This is a genomic window from uncultured Bacteroides sp. (genome assembly GCF_910586915.1).
GTDB lineage: Bacteria > Bacteroidota > Bacteroidia > Bacteroidales > Bacteroidaceae > Bacteroides.
Genome location: NZ_CAJULN010000023.1, coordinates 12,162 through 35,526 on the forward strand (window position 1 = coordinate 12,162; position 23,365 = coordinate 35,526).

The following is a 23,365-nucleotide window of genomic DNA, read 5'->3' on the forward strand; positions in this document are numbered from 1 at the left end:
CTCCTTGTAAGTTAGAATTGAATGTTTAATCCGAATGAATAAGTGCGCATATTGGGATGTACGTCGTTTCTTGTATCGCCCGATGACTTTTCCGGATCCCAGTTTTTCAACGGTGTAAACGTCAAGAGGTTGCTTCCGGCAAAGTAAACGCGGATGCTGCTGAGGCCGGCTTTGGCAAGTCCAGGCTGGCGGAAGGTATAACCGAATTCGAGGTTCTTCAAGCGCAGGTAATCCGATTTTTCGAGCCAGAAGGAAGAATAAGAATCGTTCATCGCACTGCCCAATGCAGGCATCGGAGCGTTGATGTTGTCGGCGGAATAACGGTTCACCCAACGGTCGGTAAGGTTACCGCGAATATCGGTAGAAGTTTCCCAATTGTAACGGTAGATACCTCCTATTCCTTGCCAGAAAGTGGACAGGTCGAAGTTTTTCCACGATGCGCCTAAGTTGAAGCTATAAGAATATTTCGGGAACGGGTTACCTATGATGTCGCGGTCTTCGGGAGTGATGTTGCCGTCGTCGTTGAGGTCGGCATACATGATGTCGCCTAATTTGGGAACCACGCCGTTCTGCTTGATGACTTCACCCTTCGAGTTGGTGCGTTGCAGGTCGGCTTCGGTGCGGTAGATACCTATTGCCTTGTATCCGAAATAAGCATTGATGGGATTGTCTAAGCGGTTGATGGTATTATTGTTGTTGATGGTCTCTTCCAAGCCGCCCATTTCAAGAATTGTGTTTTTTACGTGCGACAGATTGAAGCCGGCGTTCCAGGCCCAGTCGCCTTTGCTGTCCGAGTAGTTCACGGTCCATTCCCAACCACGGTTGCGTACTGCACCCACATTCTGGTAAGGAGCCAAGAGCGAACCTAAGAAGATACCCGGCATGGAGAGTTTCATCAGAATGTCGGAAGTCTTTTTGTCGAACCATTCAAAAGTGGTCTGTATCCTGTTGTTGAAGAATCCGAGGTCAATGGCGACGTTGACCGAACGGGTCGTTTCCCATTTGATGTTTTCATTCGGGACGGAGGTCTGCACCATACCCGCCTGTTTGTCTGCCGTTTGGTCGAAGAAGTAATTGCCGCTTGCTCCCAATGTAGCAGCGTAGGCGTAGTTACCGATTTCCTGGTTACCCAGTTTACCCCACGACAAGCGTACCTTTCCGAGCGAGAAGTTTCTGAAGTCGCTCATAAAACCTTCGTTCGAGAATACCCATCCTCCGGATACCGAAGGGAAAGTGGCGTAACGGTTGGCTTTGGGCATACGCGAAGAACCGTCGTGACGGATGTTGAATTCAAATAGATAGCGGTCGTCATAACTATAGTTGACACGGCCGAAGAAAGACTGGAGCTTATACTCTTCTGAATTTCCTCCGGCACCCGGATTGATGGTACCTCCATCAAGCTCGTAAATGTTTTCGGTGGGGAAGCCCTGCTTGGAAGCTGTTGTCTTGTAGAAGCGTGAGCCGATAACCGAGTGTCCTAACAATACGCCGATAGTATGTTTGTCGAACTGTTTGTTGTAGGTCAGCAAATTTTCGTTTGTCCAGGTTGCGTTGCGATACCATTCGTCTTTTTCCTGATTGATTTCGCCTGCCGCCTTGACAATGTTTCCTTCCGCATCGTAGCGCGCCGGGGATTTGGGGCTGTAATTTTTGGTCGCATTCAGGTCGAATACGTAAGCCAGGCTGGTCTGGAACTTCAGTCCGTCCCATATGTCGATGCCGGCGAAGGCCTTTCCGTTAAATCGCCAATATTCGTTGCTGCGGTGTCCCAAAGACATCAGTTCTACGGGGTTCTTTACCATTTCAGCACTCATTGACGAACCGTCTACATAGCCGTAATGTCCATTGGAATACATCATCGGTACGGTAGGTCGGGTAAACCAGGATACGAAACGCATGATACCGCCTTCGCCGGAGGGTGCGACGGCAGGAGCCGTTATGTTGTTTTTATTTCCGGACAGGTTCAACCCGAATGTGAAGCGTTTGTAACGGGTGTCTAGGTTTGAACGGAACGAGAAACGCTCTACGCCTGTTTTTACCATGATACCGTCTTGGTTGGAGTAAGCCACCGAGGTCATGAAATGTGTGTTTTCGCTACCTCCCGATACCGACAAGTGATGCTGGTGCATATTGGCGTTGCGCAATACGGCGTCCAGCCAGTTGGTGTTTGCATAGTGGTCGGGGTCGGAACCGTCTTGCAGTTTTTGCAAAGCCTCCGGCGAGAAAGTGCCGGGAGTTACTTCGTTTTTCATCAAAGCCCAGTTGTAACCGTCTACATAGTCGGGGACGATGCCCGGAGTCTGCAAAGTGTAGCTGCCTGAGTAGGAGACCTTCACTTTGCTGGAAGACTGTCCGCGTTTGGTGGTAATTAGGATAACACCGTTGGCGGCACGTACACCGTAGATAGCCGCAGAGGCTGCGTCTTTCAGTACGGAGATATTGTCAATATCGGCCGAAGGAATTTCGGATATCTGTGAAAGGCTACCCTCCACGCCGTCAATCAGTACCATTGGATTGTTGTTGCCGAAAGTACCGATACCACGGATTCTTATTTCCGGATTGTCATTGCCGGCCTGTGCACCGTTTTGAGTCAGCACCAATCCCGGCAGGCGGCCTTGCAGTAAAGTAGCTGTGTTGGCAACCGGAACGTCCTGAATATCTTTGGCGGATATGGAAGCTACAGACCCCGTCAGGTTCACTTTTTTCTGAGTGGCATAGCCTACTACAACCACTTCATCGAGTTTCTTGGAGTCTTCCTCAAGGGTGACCTTAAAATCGTTTTTGTTTCCTATGGGGAGAACTACATCCTTATATCCTAAAAAACTGACCACTAACGATTGTGAGGACGTTGCCCTCAACTGAAAAGCACCGTCCATATCGGTGATGGTTCCTTGCGTTGTACCTTGAATCACTACACTGGCACCTATGATAGGTTCGCCTGCTGCGTCGTACACTTTACCTGTCACTGTGCGTTCTTGTGCATATGCCGTAAAAGATAACAGCATGAGGACGCCCGCTAAAAATGTGCGGAATAAATTTTGTTTTTGTCCATTCATAATTTTAAATTTAACTGAGTTAATAGGTTCTTTATTACTTACTGTTGATGTTCCCATAACTAAAAAATATTAGTGCGGTTATTTCCATTGATAGTGGCGTACCCAGTCCACTTCCATCTCTACGGGCAATTCGGTTGCATCTACCTCGCCTACCCACGCTCCTCCCAATTGCATATCAATGAGCAGGTATTGGGGGATGTTGAAGGGAAATTGTCCCTCTTGTTCGGTTTCGATGCGGGGATAGACGAAATTGCGTTTCCCGTTGACGTGGAATACTAGGCTGTCCGGCCAGAAGTCCACTCCATAAACGTTGAAGTCTTCGGGATTGATGGATATGGTACTTCCGTGCTTGGGGTTGTTTTCTATTCCCAATGTATAGGTATAGTGGGAGTGGACAGTTTGATAGGCGATGCTATCGTGGTTGAGGCGCTCCATGATGTCTACCTCGCCGCCCATAGGCCAAGAATACTTGTCGGTTTCGTAAGGCAATGTCCATATGGCGGGCCAAGCTCCTTTTGCCCCGTGCAGGCGGGCACGTACTTCAATGCGTCCTCCGTGGAAAGCGTGTTTGCCTTTTGTCCACAATCCTCCGGTTAGGAATCTGGCGGTATCCGCCTTTGTGTCGTCATTGACTATGCCTTTTAAGATAAGAAGCCCGTCACGCATTTCATAGCAACGGTCATCGGACGATTGAGTGTTTTGCCAGTCCGGTTTGCCGCGGGGGATGCGGCTCCAAATGGTGGTGTCAGGTTCCTTGCCGTCGAAGTCGTCTTCCCACACTAATTCCCACTTGGGAGTATGAGTACAAGCCAGTATACTGCATACCGAGAAAAATAAAAGTATAACCTTCTTCATACGCTTTAATGTTGATTTACATAAATTGGTTTAAAAAAATAACGCTGCAAACGTATTTTATTTTCTTGTCACAAGGGTCAAAAATCGTATAAATCGAGTCAAATCTTGTCTAATAAGGCTTATTGACAACATTTTCTTAAAAAAAATCACCTGTTTTTTGAAGAAGTCTTGCTGAAAAAAACGAAGTTCGGATGTCAGTGGAAAAGAAAAAAAAGTATATTTGCAGAAAATGAAAATACAATGTGTCGCGCCTTAATCATACTATTACTGCTATTGGCAGAGCTGAATCTGTTTGCTATCGGGCATACTGTCAACTATTCGTTCACCCAGCTTTCCATCGAACAAGGACTTTCTCAAGCCACCGCCCAGTCGGTATTGCTTGACCATAAAGGAACTTTGTGGATAGGTACCAAAAGCGGATTGAACAGTTATACACAGGAAGGGATAAAAACTTATCTGCACCATTCGGGCGATTCGCTTTCTTTGCCCGGCAACTGTATCTATCACCTGGCAGAAGACTCTTTGGGAAATTTCTGGATAGCGACTTCCAAAGGGCTGGCGCTTTACGACGATGAACACGACCGCTTCCGTACTGTCAACTCCTGTATCTTTTATTCCTCGGTCGAAGTGGGAGGGGGAATGTGGTTTGGCGGCGAGAATGCAATTTATTGTTACGACTATGCAAGCAAGGAACTCAAGCTGGTGGATGTCGGAAAGAAAGGAGACAAAAATGTTAATCCGGTAGATTATAGGGTACAGAAATTGATTTATCTGGAAAAGGACAGGATTCTCATAGGTACCCGAAAGAAAGGCATCTATCTGTATGACTGTCGTACACGTCAATTTCTTCCTTTCATCTCAAGCAATCAAAACCTGCTGACGTCGCTCTACGTAACGGCCGACCGGCATATTTATGCTTCTTTCTATGGAGACGGCTTTCATTGCTACGACCATAACGGAAAAATGCTGAGGCACTATACCAAAGAAAACTCCGGACTAAAAAACAATTACGTACTTGATATTATCGAACACAACGGCAAACTGTGGCTGGCAACCGACGGCGGTGGAATCTGCCTGTTTACTCCTTCCACTTTGCAGTTTTCTCAATTACAGCATATCGTGGGCGATTACTCTTCCCTACCGGTCAACTCCATTACCTTATTATATAAGGATAGAAAAGAGAATTTGTGGGCAGGAAGCGTGCGCGGAGGCATCTTCGGTATCAAGGAAACGTATATAAAGACCTATAAGGACGCAATTTTGAACGATACGCATGGACTTAGCGAAAAATCCATCGTCAGCCTTTATGAACAAAAGGACGGAAAGGTGTGGATTGGGACTGACGGGGGAGGTATCAACCTGTATGACCCTTCTACCGACAAGTTCATTCATTATCCTTCCACCTACGGCGACAAGGTTGTTTCCATTGCCGAAGTGTCGGATACCGAGCTGATGGTGTCTCTATATACAAAAGGCATTTTTCTGTTCAACAAGAAAACGCAGCAATACCGCCCCTTCATCATTGTTGACGAAGAGACCAATAAGAAAGAATGTTTTTACGGTTATCTTCCTTTGGCAAATCAGGTGGCCGACGATAAGATATATATCATCAGCCGCGAGGCTTATGTGTATCACACGAATACGCACACATTCTCGAAGATGCATACAGACCGTGCGTATGATTTCTCGAACGATGCGCTTTGTCTCTCTTACTCCAATGATGAATTTTCTCTGTTGAAGTGTGCCAACCGGGCTTTTTGCGTAGAGCAGCGGAGCGACAGCATACGGCTGCTGTTTGAGTTGGAAAAAGACGAGGAGATTACCTCCATGTCCTACGACAACAACCGAATGATATGGACCAGTACCAACAAAGGACTTGGATTCTTCGATTTGGAGAGCCGGAAATATCACCGCATCCATACTAAATTATTTAATAGTATCTCCTTTCTGATTGCCGACCGAAAGGGGCGTTTGTGGATTTGTGCTCACAATCACCTCTATTCGTATGTCATTAAGGAAAACAGATTCACACTTTGGAATGCTTCCGACGGTTTTCCGTCCAACGAAATTCTGTTTGCCTACCAGAAGCAGTCTGCTAAAGATTATATTTACTTGGGCGGTTCCGAAGGGTTGGTCAAAATAAACGCGGACATTCCCTCTGCCGAGACACAGAGCCCGGAAATATACCTGTCCGAAATCCTGTTGAACGGCAGTCCGGCACTGAAAAGGGTAAAGGAGAATACGTTGGAGATTCCGTGGAATTACAGTTCGCTTTCAGTGCATTTCCGGTTGAGTAATAGAGATGTGTTTCAGAAATATCTGTTGCAATATACCATCGAAGGCAGAGGGAAGCAGTTGATTGAAACCTATGAGCCTGTGTTGAACTTGTCTTCTCTGTCGGCTGGCAGTTATGCGATATGGGTATCGTGTAATACGAAAGACGGGAATCAGACTCCGGCGGAGCAACTGATAACCATTGTCGTAACTCCCCCCTGGTATAAGACTGACTGGTTTGCCGGTATCGCCGCTATGTTGCTTATTGTGGCGACGGCAAGCATTGTTTACGTTAATTTCCGTCGGAAAGAACGTCATCTGAAAGGCAATGTAAACCATTTCCTGCAAGCCGTCTTGAACGATGTGCTCCGAAGCAGAAGCGAAAAACACCCGGCCGAAGAGGTGAACGACGGACATCCGGTGGAGGAAACGGAGCAGCAACTTACCAAACAAAACAGCAAGGAAGACGAGGAATTCATCAATAAGCTCAATACGCTTATCAATGAGAATATGGCAGGCGGCGAACTTTCCATCAAGTTCCTTACCGACAGGATGGCTATGAGCAGAGCTTCTTTATATAATAAGGTGAAGTTGTTGACCGGGATGGGAGTGAACGACTACATCAACCGGTTGCGTATAGAGAAGTCGGTTTATCTGCTTACCAATACCAATATGAATATCAACGAAATATCCTACGAGGTAGGTTTCTCCTATCCCCGCTATTTCAGCACCTCGTTTAAGCAGGTGAAAGGGGTGACGCCTACACGGTTTAAGGAGGAGAACAGGAAAGGGTAATTGCTGCTTTTTGTTAAAATCCCGTTTTTATCTCATTTCTCCGGATTTTGCGTGAACAAAAGTCCGGGCAGTTCGTTATTGATTATGCAAATTGCCTGATAAAGCTGCTTATGGGTATGTGAATATAGATAAGCCAAGCAAAATATGCCTCCTCGGCATAACAGGAAGATTGCATAGTAGTTTTGTCGTGTTTTATTTTGTGTTTGTGTTGTGACGGTGCTGCGATGTGAATCGGAGTGCCGTTTTTTTCGTTACATTCTGTTATAACCGGAGATTATCGGCTATAATAAAATACTGTGAACCAATTTCATTGGAAATGGTTTTCTTTGTAGAGTATCATTTCAGTATCACTAAAACAGAGTAATTTATGTTCAACGAAAAAAGAAGCAGTATGTTGCACGGTGTCTTGCTGATAGCCCTGTTCTCTTGTGCGGCGTTTTATATCGGTGAGATGTCTTTCGTGAAAAGCCTTTCTTTCAGTCCGATGATTGTAGGTATTGTTTTGGGTATGCTTTATGCAAACAGTTTGCGGAATCATCTTCCGGAGACTTGGGTGCCGGGCATACAGTTCTGCGCAAAGAAGATTCTGCGTGTCGGTATCATTCTGTATGGTTTCAGGTTGACTTTTCAAGACGTGCTGGCCATCGGGTTACCTGCCGTACTGATTGATGGCCTTATTGTGGTGACGACGGTTTGCGGCGGTATCTATCTCGGCAAATTGCTGAAAATGGACAGAGGCATTGCGTTGCTCACTTCCATCGGGAGCGGTATCTGCGGAGCTGCCGCTATTCTCGGTGCCGAATCGACTATCAAGGCAAAGCCTTACAAGACGGCAGTGTCCGTCTCTACCGTGGTCATCTTCGGGACGATTTCCATGTTTTTATATCCTTTCCTTTACCGGAATGGAATCGGTGCACTCACTCCCGACCAAATGGGAATCTATACAGGTGCTACTCTCCACGAGGTGGCTCACGTGGTGGGAGCGGGCGACGCAATGGGAAACGGTATATCAGACTCGGCAATTATCGTGAAGATGATTCGGGTGATGATGCTTGTTCCGGTACTGCTGACAACCACTTACATGGTGGCAAGAGCGCGGAAGCGACAGGTACGGGACGGACGGAAATTTCAGAAGATTGCCATTCCGTGGTTTGCAATCGGTTTTATGGGAGCGATTGCTTTCAATTCTCTGGATTTGTTACCGGCGCAGTTGGTTGCGGGTATCAACACATTCGATACTTTCCTGCTGACGATGGCGATGACTGCACTTGGAACGGAGACGAGTATCGACAAGTTCAGAAAAGCGGGGGCAAAACCTTTTATCCTGGCACTTCTTCTTTTTATTTGGCTGGTAGTGGGCGGCTATTTCTTGGTGAAGTATCTCACTCCTTATCTGATGTAAAAGGATTCACCACAGAGTAGGACAGAGTCTCACGGAGTTTTTCTTTCTATAAGGAAATTGTAACTGGTTGATAACGTTGGTGATAAGAGAAAAAATATCTCCTGTTTTTCCTTTCTAAATGTGCTGATTTACAGCGTATATATCTCCTGTTTTCACCGCATATATCTCCTGTCTCCAGCATCTATATATCCAATGTCCAGCATCTATATGTCCTGCACGCAGCATCTATATGTGCTGTAACACGTTGAATATGAGACTGAAAATCCGCCCTATGGCAGATGGCGGGAAGATAAGGATAATCGTAGAATACAAAAACTCCGTGAGACTCTGTGCTACTCTGTGGTGAATACGTGGTTCATTACGATAAGTCCACCGTCGGATTATGTGCAGTCAGTCCGCCGTCTACGACAATCGTTTGTCCGGTGATGTAACGTGCATCATTCGACGCCAAGAATGCAATCGTTGCTGCCACGTCTTCCGGCTCACCCAAGTAAGGAGTGGCACATTGCCCCAAAAAGATGTTGCGTACATCTTCGTTCAGATTATTCACGGCGGCAGGAGTGAGTACCAGTCCGGGCGCTACGGCGTTGCAACGGATATTCTTTTTGCCCAGTTGGGTGGCGATATATTTCGTCAGATTGATGACGCCTGCCTTGCTGGCTCCGTATAGCGTTCCGTTGGCGTCGGCTGTTATGCCGCCGATGGAGGCAACGTTTACGATATTTCCTCCGCCGTTTGCCACCATGATGGGAATCACCTGCTGCGAAAGATACATGGTGCAGCAGAGATTCAGATGAAACACCTCGTCGAAGTAGTCGATATCCAGTTTCTCGATACCTAAGTCACGTTTCAGGTTCGTTCCGCCCACGTTGTTTATCAGTATGTCTATCTGTCCATACTCTTTCATTGTAAAATCCACCAGTTCTTTACAACTTTGCAGTTCGGTGGCGGAGAAATAAATGGGACGTACATCGGCTCCCGCCTGAATAAGTTCGGCGGCAAGTTGTTCGGCTTTCTCCTTCGAATGGTCGGCAATGACTACTTTGCCGCCTTCGGAAACAATGCGGCGTGTGGTTGCTTCGCCAATGCCGCCGGCAGCACCGGTGATGATGACTACCTTATTTTCAAATCTATTCATATTGGATGATAATTTTAATGGTTACCTTCTGTCTGAAACAAACAACCGGGCGATTTGTTGCGTAGCATATACGTTCTTTAATAGAATTCGATAATCGGTTTGAAACTTTTGCATAACTCTTCGCTTTACTCTTCCATATATTTAAGAAAACTGTTAAATGTTAACGCCCTCCGGATAATATGTTAATTGGATTCCGATTCTATTAAACCATGTTATAAGATTCGCCGCTTTGCTCGAAAAATTTGGAGATAACCGGAAAGTCCGTATCTTTGCAATGTGTTTTTCATAGTATTAGATTTAAGGTTAACAAAAAAGATTGGCTGTCTGGGATAGATAGCCTTTTTTTATGCCCTGACTTTGGGGCGGCAGTTCCTTCTGCCGGGTGGACATCAAGTTGTGTCTGATAAACGGTAATTGTGAAGGAATATGTTAAATGTTAACGCGAGAACTCTAAAGTGTTAATGCTATTCCGAGAATATTAAACCGTGTTATATTATTGTCTGTTTGGAGGTTGAAATTTGCTATTTATGTGGAAGTTAGTACCTTTGTAATGTGTTTTTTTCATAAGTATTAGATTTAAGGTTAACAAAAGATTGGTTGCTCGTGATGAGTAGCCATTTTTTGTTTTTATACCTTTATGATTGCTTATTCATAAAATATCCTTCCTTCTTCCTTGTGCTTTTCAGTCCTTTTTTAACTTATCCGACAGCTATTTTCCATGCATCGTTTATTTATATCAATAAAATATGCATACTTTTGCATACGCAATAATAGTTGAACAATCAGTAAAGAAGGAAGAAGACCATGAATCAAATTTTGCTTGTGTTGGGGCGAGGGATAGGGCAGGTAATGTTTCAGAACAATGCATTTTCGGGGGCGTTGATGTTGGTGGGAATTTTGTTGAATTCGTGGCAGATGGCTCTATTGGCTGTTGCCGGCAATCTGATTGCTACGTTCACAGCTTACCTTTCTGGTTATAGTCGCGAAGATATCAATAACGGGTTGTACGGGTTCAACGGTACGTTAGTCGGAATAGCGGTTGGTGTTTTCATGCCCGTTGGGTTCTTATCCCTATGCCTGCTGGCTGTCGGTTCTTGTCTGTCCACTTGGATTGCCCGCCTTTTCAGTTTGCAGAAATACCTTTCCGGATTTACGGCTCCTTTTATTCTGACTGTATGGATACTATTGGCTGTTTGCAAATTTGTTTTTCCTTCCTTGCTGCTACTTTCCGAAGTCACTTCCGGCGGGCAGAGTCTCGCTTGTCTCAAGGCGTTTTGCCTGAATATCGGTCAGGTAATGTTTCAGGGAGCTACCCCCTTGTCGGGGCTGTTCTTTTTAGCGGGGATATTCGTCAATTCACGCGTGGACGGCTTTTATGCAATCTTGGGAGCTTTGTTGCCGATTCCTGTGGCTATATGGTCCGGTGTCGGTTTATCTGCTATCAATGCAGGATTGATGGGTTATAATGGCGTATTGTGCGCTATCGCCTTAGGCGACAAAACCAGCAAAGGAGAAGTGTATGCAGTATTTTCCGTCCTCTTGTCCGTATTGCTTCAAATGGCTGGCATGAAATTAGGACTCACCACATTGACTGCCCCGTTTGTTCTTTCCGTATGGCTGACACTGGTATCGCAAAGATTGTGGAATAGAAAATAAACTTTTCAGTATGACCGAAGATGTAAAGAATAAACTTCTGATATGTGCGGAGATTTATCATTGCGCAGACTTTATAGCAACCGACCCCGTACAGTTTCCTCATCGTTACACACTGAAACAGGATATTGAAATCAGTGGCTTGCTCACCGCCATAATGAGTTTCGGCAACCGCAAACAGATATTGAAGAAAGCAGACGAGTTGCACAAACTGATGGGAACATCGCCTTATCAGTATGTGTTGTCCCGTCGGTGGGAGGCTGACTTCCCTTCGGGAGTAACCCGCAGCTTTTACCGTATGTTGTCGTATGCTGATTTTTATGGGTATTTCCAACGGCTATATACTGCCTATACCCGGTTTGAAAGTCTTGAAGAGGCTCTGAATATTTACTCCGGGATACCTATGGAAAAGTTATGTTCCTTCCTTGAGGTATCCGCCAAGAGTCCCCAGAAGAAGCTCAATATGTTTTTACGTTGGATGGTCCGTCGGGACTCGGCAGTTGATTTCGGAATTTGGGAGAGTTTTGAGCGCAAGGAACTGATTGTGCCTTTGGATACGCACGTATGTCGGGTAGCCCGTCATTTCAAGTTGACAGATACGGAAACCTTTTCTTTGAAAAATGCCCGTCAGATAACGGCTGCATTGGCCGAAGTCTTTCCGGATGACCCTTGTTTGGGCGATTTTGCACTGTTCGGATTGGGGGTGAATGGAGAGATTTAATTAGAGAGAAGTAAACTTGTTTGGTGGAGATTCACGCTCCACCTTTCTTGCTCCACCGATTGGAATACCGGAAACGGTAATCCCACTAATTTTGCCTATTCTTGGAAAAAATCCCGAATTTCTTTGAAATTCAGGGATTTACATCGTTTTTCTTTCTTTAAAAGTGGTGCCACCAGGAATCGTGATTAATCTTCAAGTGGTTGAATATCATTGCTTTTTGAAAGATACTAAACAATAATCTCCTCCGATTGCTCCACTATTGACTTGCTGTGTTCTGCGCAAGATTACGTGAAGGTTTCCAAGTGCAAAGGTAGAAAATAAGTTTGATAAATCATCATGCTTCTAGACTTTTATTATTGCTTGTTATTCCAAATCTATTGATATGGTTTATATGGCAACAAGTTACTTCCTGTAATTTTATCCACTTTTCTGAAATTCAATGTAGTATTTTCAGATAATATCGTTAAATTTGCATAGTAAATCAAAGTGTTGTAATTAACAAGCAAATTAAGACATATGGAATCACAAAAAATAAATAGGTTAAAAGTTGTATTAGTTGAGAATGGAAAGACTGGAAAATGGTTAGCGGAACAGGTTGGTAAGAACGAAGCAACCGTTTCACGATGGTGTTCCAACAAGATGCAACCCTCTCTTGATATGCTTGTGAAAATTGCAGAACTTTTGAATCTAGACCCTCGTCAACTTATTAATGGCGGTAATAACGATTGATTATGGCAAATGAACGTATAACAGAAGATATAGTAAGAAGTCACTTCAAAGACGATGCTCTCTTTACTTCTATAAAATGGGAGGAGCAACGTTCTTCAAGTAAACGTATACAGGATTTGCTTAAAGGTGAATCTAAAGGGAATGGAAAAGGAAACGGTTATCCCGAATTTATCCTTTCTTTCCCAACTAATAGTAGTTATATTATTGTTATAGAATGTAAAGCAAAGGTCTCTGACCATTGCAGTGCCACTCTTAATGAACCTGTTAAATACGCAGTCGATGGGGCATTGCATTATGCCAAAGCCTTATCTGCTGATTTTAATGTTATCGCGATTGCTGTAAGTGGTCAAAATGATACAGAATTAAAGGTAAATCATTTTTACTGGAAAAAGGAGGCTGATAATTTCTCACCTATTAGTGACTCCAAACTTCTTGCTATTGATGATTACATTCAAGTTTTTGACGACCAATTCTTTATCAGTGATTTTTATACTAGGGACATTGCTTATAAAGCTCAATATCTCAATGAAGAATTTAACAATTACACTATTCCCGAATATAAGCGATGCACGATAATAAGTGCAATGCTTTTAGCTTTAATCAGTCAGAAATTCCAAAATGAGTATGAATCAGAGGAAACTACAGTATTATTAGGACAATCGCTTCTTGCTGCAATTGATTTTGTATTCGATGCAGAAGCAGATATGGTTCGTAACAAAACTGTTCTTATGAGAGAGTTTGAATCGATTCTAAACGAACCGATTTTTACACAAGCCCTCATCAAGAATAAAATATCGAAGAAGGAAGATTATTCTTTGAGTGTCCTTAAAGAATTTATTACTTATCTGCGAAAATATGTATATCCACTGATTAGTCATTCTAATATTGGCTACGATGTTCTTGGGCGCTTTTATATAGAATTTATACGATATGCTGCAAGTGAACAGAAGTCAGGTCTTGTCCTTACTCCAGCACATATCACAGAATTGTTTTGTGACCTCGGAGATCTTAGTGTTCATGATATTGTTTATGACCCCTGCTGTGGTACTGGTGGATTTCTTGTTGCTGCAATGCAACGAATGTTCAAACTAGCTGGTAATAATATAAAATTACGCGAACACATAAGAAAACATCAGCTTTGTGGATGTGAACTTCGTTCTGATATTTTTTCTTATGCATGTTCAAGTATGCGATTTAGAGGAGATGGTAAGTCAAATATCTATAATGGCAGTTGTTTCAACTATGCTAGAAGTATTTCTGAAAATCATAAGCCCACTATTTCTTTTTTAAATCCGCCTTATGATGTTGGGACCGCAGGACAGTTGGAGTTTATAGAACATTCTTTGTCTACTCTCAACCCACAGACTAATGGTCGTGTTGTAGCTATTGTGCAAATGAGTTGTGCAACAAAAAACGAAAGTGAACTTATTGTTGTCAAAGAGCGGCTTTTAGCTAAGCATCATCTTAAGGCTGTCATATCAATGCCTGATGACTTGTTTTATCCGGTTGGAGTTGTAACCTGCATTATGGTTTTTGAGGCTAACAAACCTAATATTGGTCGTAAAACTTGGTTTGGATATTTTAAAAATGATGGATTTTTGAAACGAAAACATATAGGTCGAATTGATTTAAAACATAAGTATGCAGGACTCAAAGAACGTCTATTGTCTGCCTATAGAAATTTTGATGAAATCCCAGGTCTTTCTGTTAGAAAAGAAGTTGTAGGAACTGATGAATGGTGTGCAGAAGCGTATATGGAAACAGACTATTCTACATTAAATGTTGAAAACTTTGACTCCAAGATTCGGTTATTTTGCGCTCATAAAATTACATATCAACTTCCAATACCTAATTGTGACTTGTCACCTGTTGTTAATGATGACAAATTGTCCATCGATACATCAAAATGGAGATACTTCCGATATGATGAGATATTTCATATTAAGAAGGGATTTTATAATAAAAAACCTGATAATGTACCAAATGGAAACATTCCATTTATTGGGGCAACTGATACAAATAATGGCATTACGTCTTTATGTGATGAAGAAATTATTGAATCAACATCGAAAACAGGCGATGAAAAAAATGCTCCTATATCACATAAGATTTTTAACCCCAATAGTATAACTGTATCGAATAATGGGTCTATAGGATTTGCATTCTATCAACCAATTCCATATACATGTACTCATGATGTAAATCCACTTTATCTGAAAAATCATAAATTAACACCATTTATTGCAATGTTTTTATGTACTGTGATTGAATTAGATAAATACAGATGGACATATGGAAGGAAATGGCGTCCTGCTCGGATGCCTAGTTCTCGAATTAAACTTCCTGTAACCAAAAGTAATACTCCCGATTGGGAATACATGGAAAACTTTATAAAAACAAGACCATATAGTAAATTATTATAATGCCACTATCCAAAATGAATAATATAGGAAATAATTTTTTTGTACAAAATGATACAGAATCTGAGGACACTCAATTTGCAGAAAATCAGCGAATAGTTGAAACCGATGTTGATATTGAGCAGAGTCCAACATCTGAAGAAAAACGCGAATTATTAAAGAAGACCAAAATAGTAAAACAGACATGGTCTATTCAGGAGATTTACCAAAAAATAAAGACTCAACGATTGAAACTATCGCCAGATTATCAACGAAATGAAATTTGGCAAAATGATAAGAATACTGCATTCATAGAATCTCTTTACATGGGGATTATAGTGCCTCCAATTTATGTTGTTGAAATACCAGGTGCGGATATATTAGAAGATAGTACATATGAAGTCGTTGATGGCAAGCAGCGTTTAACTGCGATTAATAAGTTCTTAACAAACCAATATCAACTGACAAAAAAAGCATTAGAATACTATAAAGATTGGTTTGGGGGGAAATTATATTCGGATATTAGAGATGAATACCCTGACATGACTTCTGAAATGCTTTCTTCTGTATTAGACATCTATGTCATCACAGCAAATTCACCAGAATTTACTAAATATGATATTTTTTCAAGGCTAAATAAAGGGGCAGAAAAACTTAAAGTGAATGAAATTAGAAAAGCAATTTATCGTTCTGAGTTATTGCTTATAATTGATAAATTCGTATCTTCATACACTCTTTCTGAAAATAAAGAGCAGAAGGAGGAATATGAGAGCGTTTTTACACCTAATGACATAAAAAGGTACGATGATTATGGTAGATTTTATTCAAGTATTGCTTTCTGTATTCAATCAGATTTGAATGAAAGCATAGTGCGAAATTATAATTCTCGACCTAGGGATATGATAAATTATGTTCTACAAAAAGCTCAGGATAAGTCTATTAGCCTTTTAGAAGAACAGGTAATGCATATCCTAAATTTAACATTTCAATTAAAAAAGAAATATCTTAAAATCGATGGCATTGATTACATCATTAATTCGTGTATTCCGTTTTATAAACAAGAAGATCTTTTAATGTCTAAAATGGAAAACATCATTAGTGATGAAGTGATATCTAAATCTCTAGAGAAATCTCCAGCTACCACCAGCAATGTAAATTTAAGACTATCACGAGTAAAAACGATTTTATCTGAATAATGGATGTGAAAGAGCATATTATACTGCAATACAAATCGGTTTTAATGGTTCAGTTTATTTCCAATTTTGCTAAATTGGAGAAAATCATTATTAGATCATTTCAAGACTTCATTTCAATTACCGAACATCGCCATAAAAGTAAACTATATTTTATGTATGGATGTACCGTAGGAAATGAAATTTTTTATGATATTGATCGTGAATGTTTATCGCTAAATTCAGTTCGAAAATATGATGATAACGAAATGTTTAAATCATTAAAACTGAATAAAGTTATTAAGTTTGATAAAAAGGAACATGTTGTAAGCCCACTTAATATTAATATTGCATCAGTTCAAAAAACAAGTTTGGAATTCCCTTTCCATGATTGTATATTGAAGTTTATATCTATGCGTAACAAGCTAGCTCATGAATTAGATAAAATCAATTTTAAAGATTCCGATATAATTGAAACTCTTTCCATTGAAACAATAAAGAAATTCATGTACGAATGGTCTGAAGATTGGGATTTTAATAGATTTGATAACGATTGTATTTTATTATATAGTAATCTGATATATCTTTTCGTTGTTTTGGATACAATAAATAAAAATCTTTCAGAATAATGACTCAATAAACAAAGTTGATTTCTATATAAAGATAATTTTATGACAATTGACGATATAAAGAAACTGATAGCTTCTGATGAGTCACGGACTTTGGAGTTGAAGAAGACTACTGGTGAACTAAAAGATGGAATGCACTCAGCGTGTGCATTCCTTAATACAGAAGGTGGTTGGTTGATTTTTGGTGTTGCTCCCAAGTCGTTAAAGATAATTGGACAGGAGGTAACAGATAAGACACAGCAGGAAATAGCTCAGGCTTTGGCTGGGTTGGAACCTGCTGTAGATGTGCGAGTAGCGTATGTTGATGTACCGGAATATCCGAGAAACAAAGTTATAGCCATGCACTTTGATGGTTGGGTATGGGGCGAGCGTCCGCATACATTCCACGGTTGCCCCTATTACAAAGTTGAGAGCACCACGAAAGTGATGCCACAAGATATGTATGACGAGCGTATCCGTGCGCATCAACCTCAGTTGTATGCGTGGGAAAGGTTGGCTGCTGACGGTGTAGTATTGGCAGACCTTGATGAAGACCTGATTCGTAATTGCATCCGTCGAGGTATTGATGGCGGGCGCATTCCGGAATCTGCATTGTATGAGCCGATAGGAGATATTTTATCAAAATGGAAGTTGCTTAAGAATGGCGTGCCGACAAATGGGGCGGTCTTGCTCTTTTCTAATAACATAGACGAATATCCGCAGTTCACGTTAAGAATGGCACGGTTTGTAGGTACGAATAAAAATATGTTCCGTGATAATCAACGTGCCGAAGGTAACCTCTTTCAACTTTTAGATGCTGGAGTATCATTTTGTTTCAAGCATCTATCTCTTAGCGGTAGAATCACCAATCATAGTTTGGAACGGGAGGAACATCTTGAAGTGCCTTATCATGCGTTGCGCGAGGCTCTTATCAATGCCCTTTGCCACCGTCATTGGGAGAGGCATAATCTGACTATCAGTCTTGCAATTTATGATGATCGTATAGAGATTGCAAGTCCAGGCATATTTCCACCTCAGATAACACCTGAAAACATAAAAGATCCTCACGAGTCATTCCCTCATAACTTGAAAGTGGCGGAAGCACTTTATCGAATGACTTATCTGGAAAACTGGGGTAGCGGTGCAAGGCGTATCATGGATGCTTGCCAAGCGCAAGGTGTGGAAACTCCCACATGGTCTTCGGATGGAGGTTTCGTTACTATCACATTCAAACGACCTGATTTCAAATCCGATATCATAGAGAATGATAAAGAGGACAAAAAGATAACAGAGGAGGGCAAATACCCCCTAAGCACCCCTCAAGTACCCCCTAAGCACCCCTCAAGTACCCCTCAAGTGGAATTCCTCATTCAAAAAATGGAAGATTCTTACATGACAATGAGGAATATGGCGGATGTATGCGATATTAAAGACCTAAAGTATTTTCGTGAGAGATATATTACCCCAGCATTGCAAGAAGGATTGATTGAACGGCTTTATCCAAATCAACCGAAGCACCCCAAACAACAATACCGACTAACAGAAGTGGCTAAGGAATGGCTAACGAATAATGTCAAATAGAATCATTACAGTCGTAACGTAATATAACCGCATCGGAATGGCAACCTCATTTCGATGCGAAATTTTATAGTCAGTATTTTGGGGGTCTATGTCTATCGGATTTTTAAGACATTTACTGAATTTCTCTCTTTTAAGCTAAAATTTCCAATATATGCTGTTGATCCTTTTCATCAATACCGAATAACTTGTAAAATTGAGCATTCATAATAGCCTATATCCAATGATTATCAGTTATGATTACCTGAATTTATACTTCAATCCATATTCTTCCAGTTTGTTGTACAGCGTCGTACGTCCTATCCCGAGCAGTTCGGCGGCAACCTTGCGGTTCCCGTTCGCCTGCTTCAACGCGCGTAAGACACGCTCCTTGTCTTCCGCATCGCTGCGCAGGGCGAAGCTGACAGGTGAGGTCGCCCTCGTCACGGCAAGTTCCAGATGCTCTTTCGTGACAAGACCCGTCTGTGCCTGCAACACCGCGCCCATGATTTTCTGACGAAGCTCGCGGACATTGCCCGGCCACGCATGGGTCAGCAATGTCTTGCGGGCTTCCCCGTCAAAACCGATGACATCGCATTCCAGTTCCCGGTTCGCAATTTCACGGAAGAACTCTGCCAAAGGCATGATGTCCTCCTGACAGTCGCGCAACGGCGGGACGGTTATCTCGAAGTCGTGCAGACGGTACAACAAGTCCTGCCGGAAACGCTTTTCATTGACCGCCGTCTCCAGATCCTCGTTGGTGGCGGCGATGATGCGGACATTGAAACTACGGTCAGACTTGTCGCCAACAGGACGGTATCTCCGTTCCTGTATGGCGCGGAGTAGCATCTGCTGGGTTTCCGGTGCGAGGTTGCCCACCTCGTCCAAGAACAGCGTGCCGCCTTCCGCCTCATGAAAATAACCTTTCTTTGTGCTGTCCGCACCCGTAAACGCCCCTCTGACGTGTCCGAAGAATGCCGAAGGCGCAAGTTCTTTGGTGAGCGAACCGCAATCCACAGCCACAAACGGCTTGCCGGAGCGTTTGCTCTTTTCGTGCAGATGGTGGGCGATATGCTCCTTGCCCGTGCCGTTCTCTCCGAAGATCAGTACACTCATATCGGTGGGCGCTACCAGCCTTATCCGGTGCATAATTTTCCGGAAGGCGGAACCGTCACGGGCAAAGACGGGCATACGGCTCCGTCCAACACTGCGTTCTTTCAATATGTTCCGTAGCAGAGGGACGAGTTTGTCCTCCACAAGCTGCTTGGGTATGTAGTCCAGCGAGCCGAGTTTCATGCTTTCCACCGCCGTATGCACTTCGGCATAGTCGGTCATGATGACAAAGGGCTGCATCCTGCCCTCCTTGCGCATCCAGCGCAAAAGGTCGATACCGTTGCCGTCGGGCAGGCGCAGGTCGGAAACCACGATGTCCCCGTCTGCGGCTTGTTGCAGATATTTCTTCGCGGTCGAGAGGTGGAAAGCCTGCACGGTGCGGAATCCCTCGCGTGCCAGCAGGTTGCAGACAAACTCGCAATACACGATGTTGTCCTCCACCACGATGATTTTTGTCTTATCCATTTTCGTATTTTCTCCTTTCTTCTTTTGCCAGCCGGATTATCTCCGAACCCTTATCCAGTACAGCTTTTACAGCATTGCCAATTGTTTTATCGTCAGGCGTGCCATCGCTATGAAGCAGTTTATAAAGTTCCCTTAACGGCTGGTCGGCACGGAGTATCTCCCACGAGCTGCGCAGGTGGTGTGTAAGTGCGTCCAGTTCCTGAAGGTCTTTCTTTAGACCCGTTTCCCTGATTGCCTGCATTTCCTTTTCGGTTTCCGTTATCAGTTTCTCCAACATGACGGCTTCATTGCCGTAGGACAGCAGGGAGGTGAAATCCGGCTTTTCATTCCGGTTGCCTTTCATGGCGCATTTGTCTGAAACCTCCATCAGTTCCGATATGGAGAACGGTTTGAGCAGGCAACCGGAGAAACCACGTTCCATAAGTTCCTCCTTGCTGCAACTGCCCGAAGCGGTTGTCACGACTACCGGGATAGTCTTTGAATTGCCAACGTTGGAGGTACGTAGCAGCTCCAACAGCTCGAAGCCGTTAATTTCCGGCATGTTCAGATCCGTCAGAAGCAGGCTGTATTCCTTTTTTCGTATCAGTTCCATCAGTTCCGCAGCATCGGTGCAGGTGTCGCAGTGTGTCCCTTCCTGTGCATACATTTCTTTCAGCATCAGGAGCAATACCTCGTCATTGTCGATGGCTATCACATCGTGGAATCTATGGTTATGATAAATCCGTGTTTGATTTATTTGTTCCGGCAGTTCTTCGGCTGTCTGCATGGGTATTTCCACCGTAAAACGGCTACCTTTGCCTTTCTCGCTCTCCAGCCGTATCGTGCCGCCGAGCATTGACACGATACGCTGAACGATGGAAAGTCCCAGTCCGAAGCCGTCTTTTGCGGCGGCGTTTGCCAGACGCTCAAACGCACCGAACACGCGTTGCTGTTCCTCGTTGGTCATTCCCGTACCCGTATCTTCGACGATAAGTTTCAGGACACCGTTGTCGTAGTCCGTTGTCAGAGAAACGCCACCGTTGTCCGTGAACTTGATGGCGTTGGACAGCAGGTTGTTGCCGATTTGCAGGATACGTTCCTTATCGGTCAAGACAACCGTATCCGTTTGATTGGTTATGGTAAGAGCCAGCCCCTTGTTCATGGCGATGGGCGTAAACTCCGTTTCAAGAATGTGCGTGATTGCTGAAATCCGGCAAGGGGAGAAATTAGGCTGCTCCTTGCCGTTATCCAGACGGAAAAAGTCAAGCAGGGTATTGAGCATTTCGCGCATACGGTCGGAAGATTCTTGGATATTACAGATATAACGCCTAATTCGTTCTATGTCATTCTCTTTTTCCACCAGTCTGGCATAACCCATTATTGCCGTCAGCGGTGTGCGTAACTCATGGGTGATAGTATGTACCGCTTTCTTGCGAGAGGCTAGCAGTGCCTCGTTTCGCTTTGCCACTTGTTGCAGTCGCCCGATTAAATCTGCGGTTTCTTGTTTGTATCGCTTGATGCGGTTGGCATTTCGATGGATGATGATATAAGAAATGACCAATATCAGTATAACGAACCCTGTCAAGCCCCCAATCTGAATGAACGACCGTTCCCGCATGAAGGCTATTTCCGCTTCTCGTTTCTGTAAGTCAGCTTGAACTTTTCCATCTATTTGAATAATCAGTCCTTGCAGTTGCCTATTCAGTTCTGCGTTTCGTACAGCAAGGCTATCTGCGTATTCAGACAAACGACGGTTTTGATCCTGTTGTTCGGTTATCATATTTCGGTTAAAGGAACGGAGCATCGTGGTGGTTATGGTAGGTTTTGCTTCCTCTTTTTTACCAAAGATGCCCAAGAATCCTTTCCGTTTCGGTTTCTTGGGCTGTTCCTGTACGCTTTTCTGCACGATTACAGGTAGTTGACGAGCAATTTTCTCATTAAGTACTTGCTGTTCATCAAGTAGTTTAACTATACCGCGCATCTGCCGTTCTTTGTCTTCAAGAAGATAGCTCACGCTGTCGATACGCTCTTCCGGATAGATAGATTTGAAACGGAATAACATGCTATCTACTGCCATACGTTGGGTATGGTAATGTTCCAACTCTTCATCATCCCATTCCAATATTGTTTCACCCAATAGGGAAAACTCTATTAGTTGAATATGCACATCGTTTATCTCTTTCCGTAACTCGTCAATCTGTCGGTTGTCTGATTCCAAATTTTCTATTTCCTGCCATTCATGATGCCAAGTATAAACGATGCAACCTATTAACAATATAATCAGCCAATAACCAGATGCAACTATTTGTTGAATATGTTTCATTATATGTTTTTGACTGATATATTGAAACAACCCTTTACAACATTTACGCTGTTATTTCCACATAGTTTCCCTCAGGGTCCGCTACGGCACTCTCATAGTATCCGTCACCCGTCGTTCTCGGTTCGCTCAATATGGTATAGCCGTCTGCTCTCAACCGTTCGGTGAGTGTGTCTACCGTTTGAGCGTTTCCTACTGCAATGGCAAAATGCGCCAGCCCTTTCAGGTTGCCCCTGCTTGCCGGATTTTGCATATCAGGGATGTGCATGAGTTCAATGCGGGTTTTATCCTCTCCAAAAGACAGAAAATAAGATGTGTAGTTTTTGTATGGGTTTGTATATTTGCTGCCGCACTTCAAGTTGAAATATCTGGTGTAAAATGCTCTTAGGGTCTCGAGGTCGTCCGTCCAGATTGCGATATGTTCTATTCTCATGGTCATTTCTTGTTTTCAGTTGTTTCCGTATTGTTTTCCTTCAGCCACTGCACTCTGCGCAAATCGGGCAGATGCTTAATGGAGAAATTCTCAAACTTGGCTGTGAAGCCGTTTCCGTCAGGACAAGCCCCCATTATTCCCACCATGACCGGACGATTGTCTTGCAGCCAGGCGTTGCGCATCATCGTGTACTCCTTGTCATCAAAAGAATAGAAAATTTCCACGGCATCGAGCCGGCGCACCGCCTTTATCCATACGAACGGCACGGGTTTGTCCAGAGGTATGATGCTCCAGTCGCTCGTGTGATGCGTCACGACGGTGCTGAGGTTGTATTTGCCGTCCACGAACTCAATCCCTGTCTTGATGTAATTCTCGTGGTCGACGCGAAGCATCAGTCCCGATTGGTCGAAACGTGTCTTGTAGTCGCCGGATATTTTTACCTTGGCTTCAAACTCCCCACCACGCAGGGTATACAGGAACGGGGCGTCGTCGACGGTAAATCCATAATGGGATATGCGCCAGTAGTCGGTTTGGGGAGTGACATTCATCGAAAGAGAGTTGCCCTTGATTTCCCATTGTTCAGGTTCGTTGAACCACTGCATCTTTTCCAATGACTGCGCCATGCAGGCAAATGAAGCGGAAATCATCAATCCGCTTAACAATAACTTTTTCATTTCCATGTGTTTTATGTAAAAT

15 protein-coding genes and 1 pseudogene are annotated in these 23,365 nt (G+C 43.4%); 9 read left to right on the forward strand and 7 right to left on the reverse strand.

What is annotated here, in order from left to right; all coding sequences use genetic code 11:
* Positions 1 to 11: 11 nt before the first annotated feature.
* Together QZ331_RS09395 and QZ331_RS09400 are read right to left on the reverse strand one after the other, a co-directional pair.
* Complete coding sequence (locus QZ331_RS09395) at positions 12 to 3,056, reverse strand: TonB-dependent receptor (protein ID WP_365976142.1); 3,045 nt, start codon at positions 3,054 to 3,056, stop codon at positions 12 to 14.
* 78 nt (positions 3,057 to 3,134) lie between these two features.
* On the reverse strand, positions 3,135 to 3,911 hold the full coding sequence (locus tag QZ331_RS09400) for a glycoside hydrolase family 16 protein (protein ID WP_294629651.1): 777 nt from the start codon (positions 3,909 to 3,911) through the stop codon (positions 3,135 to 3,137).
* A 240-nt stretch (positions 3,912 to 4,151) separates the two neighbouring features.
* Here QZ331_RS09400 and QZ331_RS09405 point away from each other — a divergent pair, with 240 nt between their 5' ends.
* Both QZ331_RS09405 and QZ331_RS09410 read left to right on the forward strand, forming a co-directional pair.
* On the forward strand, positions 4,152 to 6,980 hold the full coding sequence (locus tag QZ331_RS09405) for a two-component regulator propeller domain-containing protein (protein ID WP_294629652.1): 2,829 nt from the start codon (positions 4,152 to 4,154) through the stop codon (positions 6,978 to 6,980).
* Positions 6,981 to 7,347: 367 nt separating this feature from the next.
* The gene (locus QZ331_RS09410) at positions 7,348 to 8,382 is read left to right on the forward strand and encodes a YeiH family protein (RefSeq protein WP_294629653.1); all 1,035 of its coding nucleotides are present in this window, start codon (positions 7,348 to 7,350) and stop codon (positions 8,380 to 8,382) included.
* 358 nt (positions 8,383 to 8,740) lie between these two features.
* Here QZ331_RS09410 and QZ331_RS09415 read toward each other — a convergent pair whose 3' ends face one another.
* Complete coding sequence (locus QZ331_RS09415; protein WP_294629654.1) at positions 8,741 to 9,520, reverse strand: SDR family NAD(P)-dependent oxidoreductase; 780 nt, start codon at positions 9,518 to 9,520, stop codon at positions 8,741 to 8,743.
* A gap of 804 nt (positions 9,521 to 10,324) precedes the next feature.
* Between QZ331_RS09415 and QZ331_RS09420 the strand changes: the two genes are divergently transcribed.
* The 7 genes and pseudogenes from QZ331_RS09420 to QZ331_RS09450 all read left to right on the forward strand — a co-directional run bounded on the left by QZ331_RS09420 (position 10,325) and on the right by QZ331_RS09450 (position 18,383).
* Positions 10,325 to 11,176 (forward strand): urea transporter, encoded by an 852-nt coding sequence (locus tag QZ331_RS09420; protein WP_294629655.1) that lies wholly within the window; start codon positions 10,325 to 10,327, stop codon positions 11,174 to 11,176.
* Positions 11,177 to 11,186: 10 nt separating this feature from the next.
* A pseudogene (locus QZ331_RS09425) lies at positions 11,187 to 11,822 on the forward strand (TIGR02757 family protein); the annotation flags it as partial.
* A gap of 588 nt (positions 11,823 to 12,410) precedes the next feature.
* Complete coding sequence (locus QZ331_RS09430) at positions 12,411 to 12,623, forward strand: helix-turn-helix transcriptional regulator (protein WP_294629657.1); 213 nt, start codon at positions 12,411 to 12,413, stop codon at positions 12,621 to 12,623.
* 2 nt (positions 12,624 to 12,625) lie between these two features.
* Positions 12,626 to 15,046, forward strand: a complete 2,421-nt coding sequence (locus QZ331_RS09435; RefSeq protein WP_294629658.1) for an N-6 DNA methylase — start codon at positions 12,626 to 12,628, stop codon at positions 15,044 to 15,046.
* Between the two features lie 14 nt (positions 15,047 to 15,060).
* Complete coding sequence (locus tag QZ331_RS09440) at positions 15,061 to 16,218, forward strand: DUF262 domain-containing protein (protein WP_294629659.1); 1,158 nt, start codon at positions 15,061 to 15,063, stop codon at positions 16,216 to 16,218.
* Positions 16,218 to 16,823, forward strand: a complete 606-nt coding sequence (locus tag QZ331_RS09445) for a hypothetical protein (protein ID WP_294629660.1) — start codon at positions 16,218 to 16,220, stop codon at positions 16,821 to 16,823. The genes QZ331_RS09440 and QZ331_RS09445 overlap by 1 nt, the downstream gene beginning before the upstream one ends.
* Positions 16,824 to 16,865: 42 nt before the next feature.
* Positions 16,866 to 18,383, forward strand: coding sequence for an ATP-binding protein (locus QZ331_RS09450; RefSeq protein WP_294629661.1), 1,518 nt, complete (start codon positions 16,866 to 16,868; stop codon positions 18,381 to 18,383).
* A gap of 237 nt (positions 18,384 to 18,620) precedes the next feature.
* Here the strand turns inward: QZ331_RS09450 and QZ331_RS09455 are convergent, their stop codons facing one another.
* Genes QZ331_RS09455 through QZ331_RS09470 form a run of 4 tightly spaced genes read right to left on the reverse strand, consistent with a single transcriptional unit; the run spans position 18,621 to position 23,343 of the window.
* A complete protein-coding gene (locus tag QZ331_RS09455; RefSeq protein WP_294629662.1) occupies positions 18,621 to 19,937 on the reverse strand; it encodes a sigma-54 dependent transcriptional regulator in 1,317 nt (438 codons plus the stop codon).
* Entirely contained in the window at positions 19,930 to 22,239 is a 2,310-nt protein-coding gene (locus QZ331_RS09460; protein WP_294629663.1) for an ATP-binding protein, read from the reverse strand. Before QZ331_RS09460 ends, QZ331_RS09455 begins: the two co-directional genes overlap by 8 nt.
* 43 nt (positions 22,240 to 22,282) lie before the next feature.
* Positions 22,283 to 22,669: a VOC family protein gene (locus QZ331_RS09465; RefSeq protein ID WP_104368565.1), complete on the reverse strand. Its 387-nt coding sequence runs from the start codon at positions 22,667 to 22,669 to the stop codon at positions 22,283 to 22,285.
* 2 nt (positions 22,670 to 22,671) lie between these two features.
* Positions 22,672 to 23,343, reverse strand: coding sequence for a DUF1349 domain-containing protein (locus QZ331_RS09470; protein WP_294629664.1), 672 nt, complete (start codon positions 23,341 to 23,343; stop codon positions 22,672 to 22,674).
* Positions 23,344 to 23,365 lie beyond the last annotated feature (22 nt).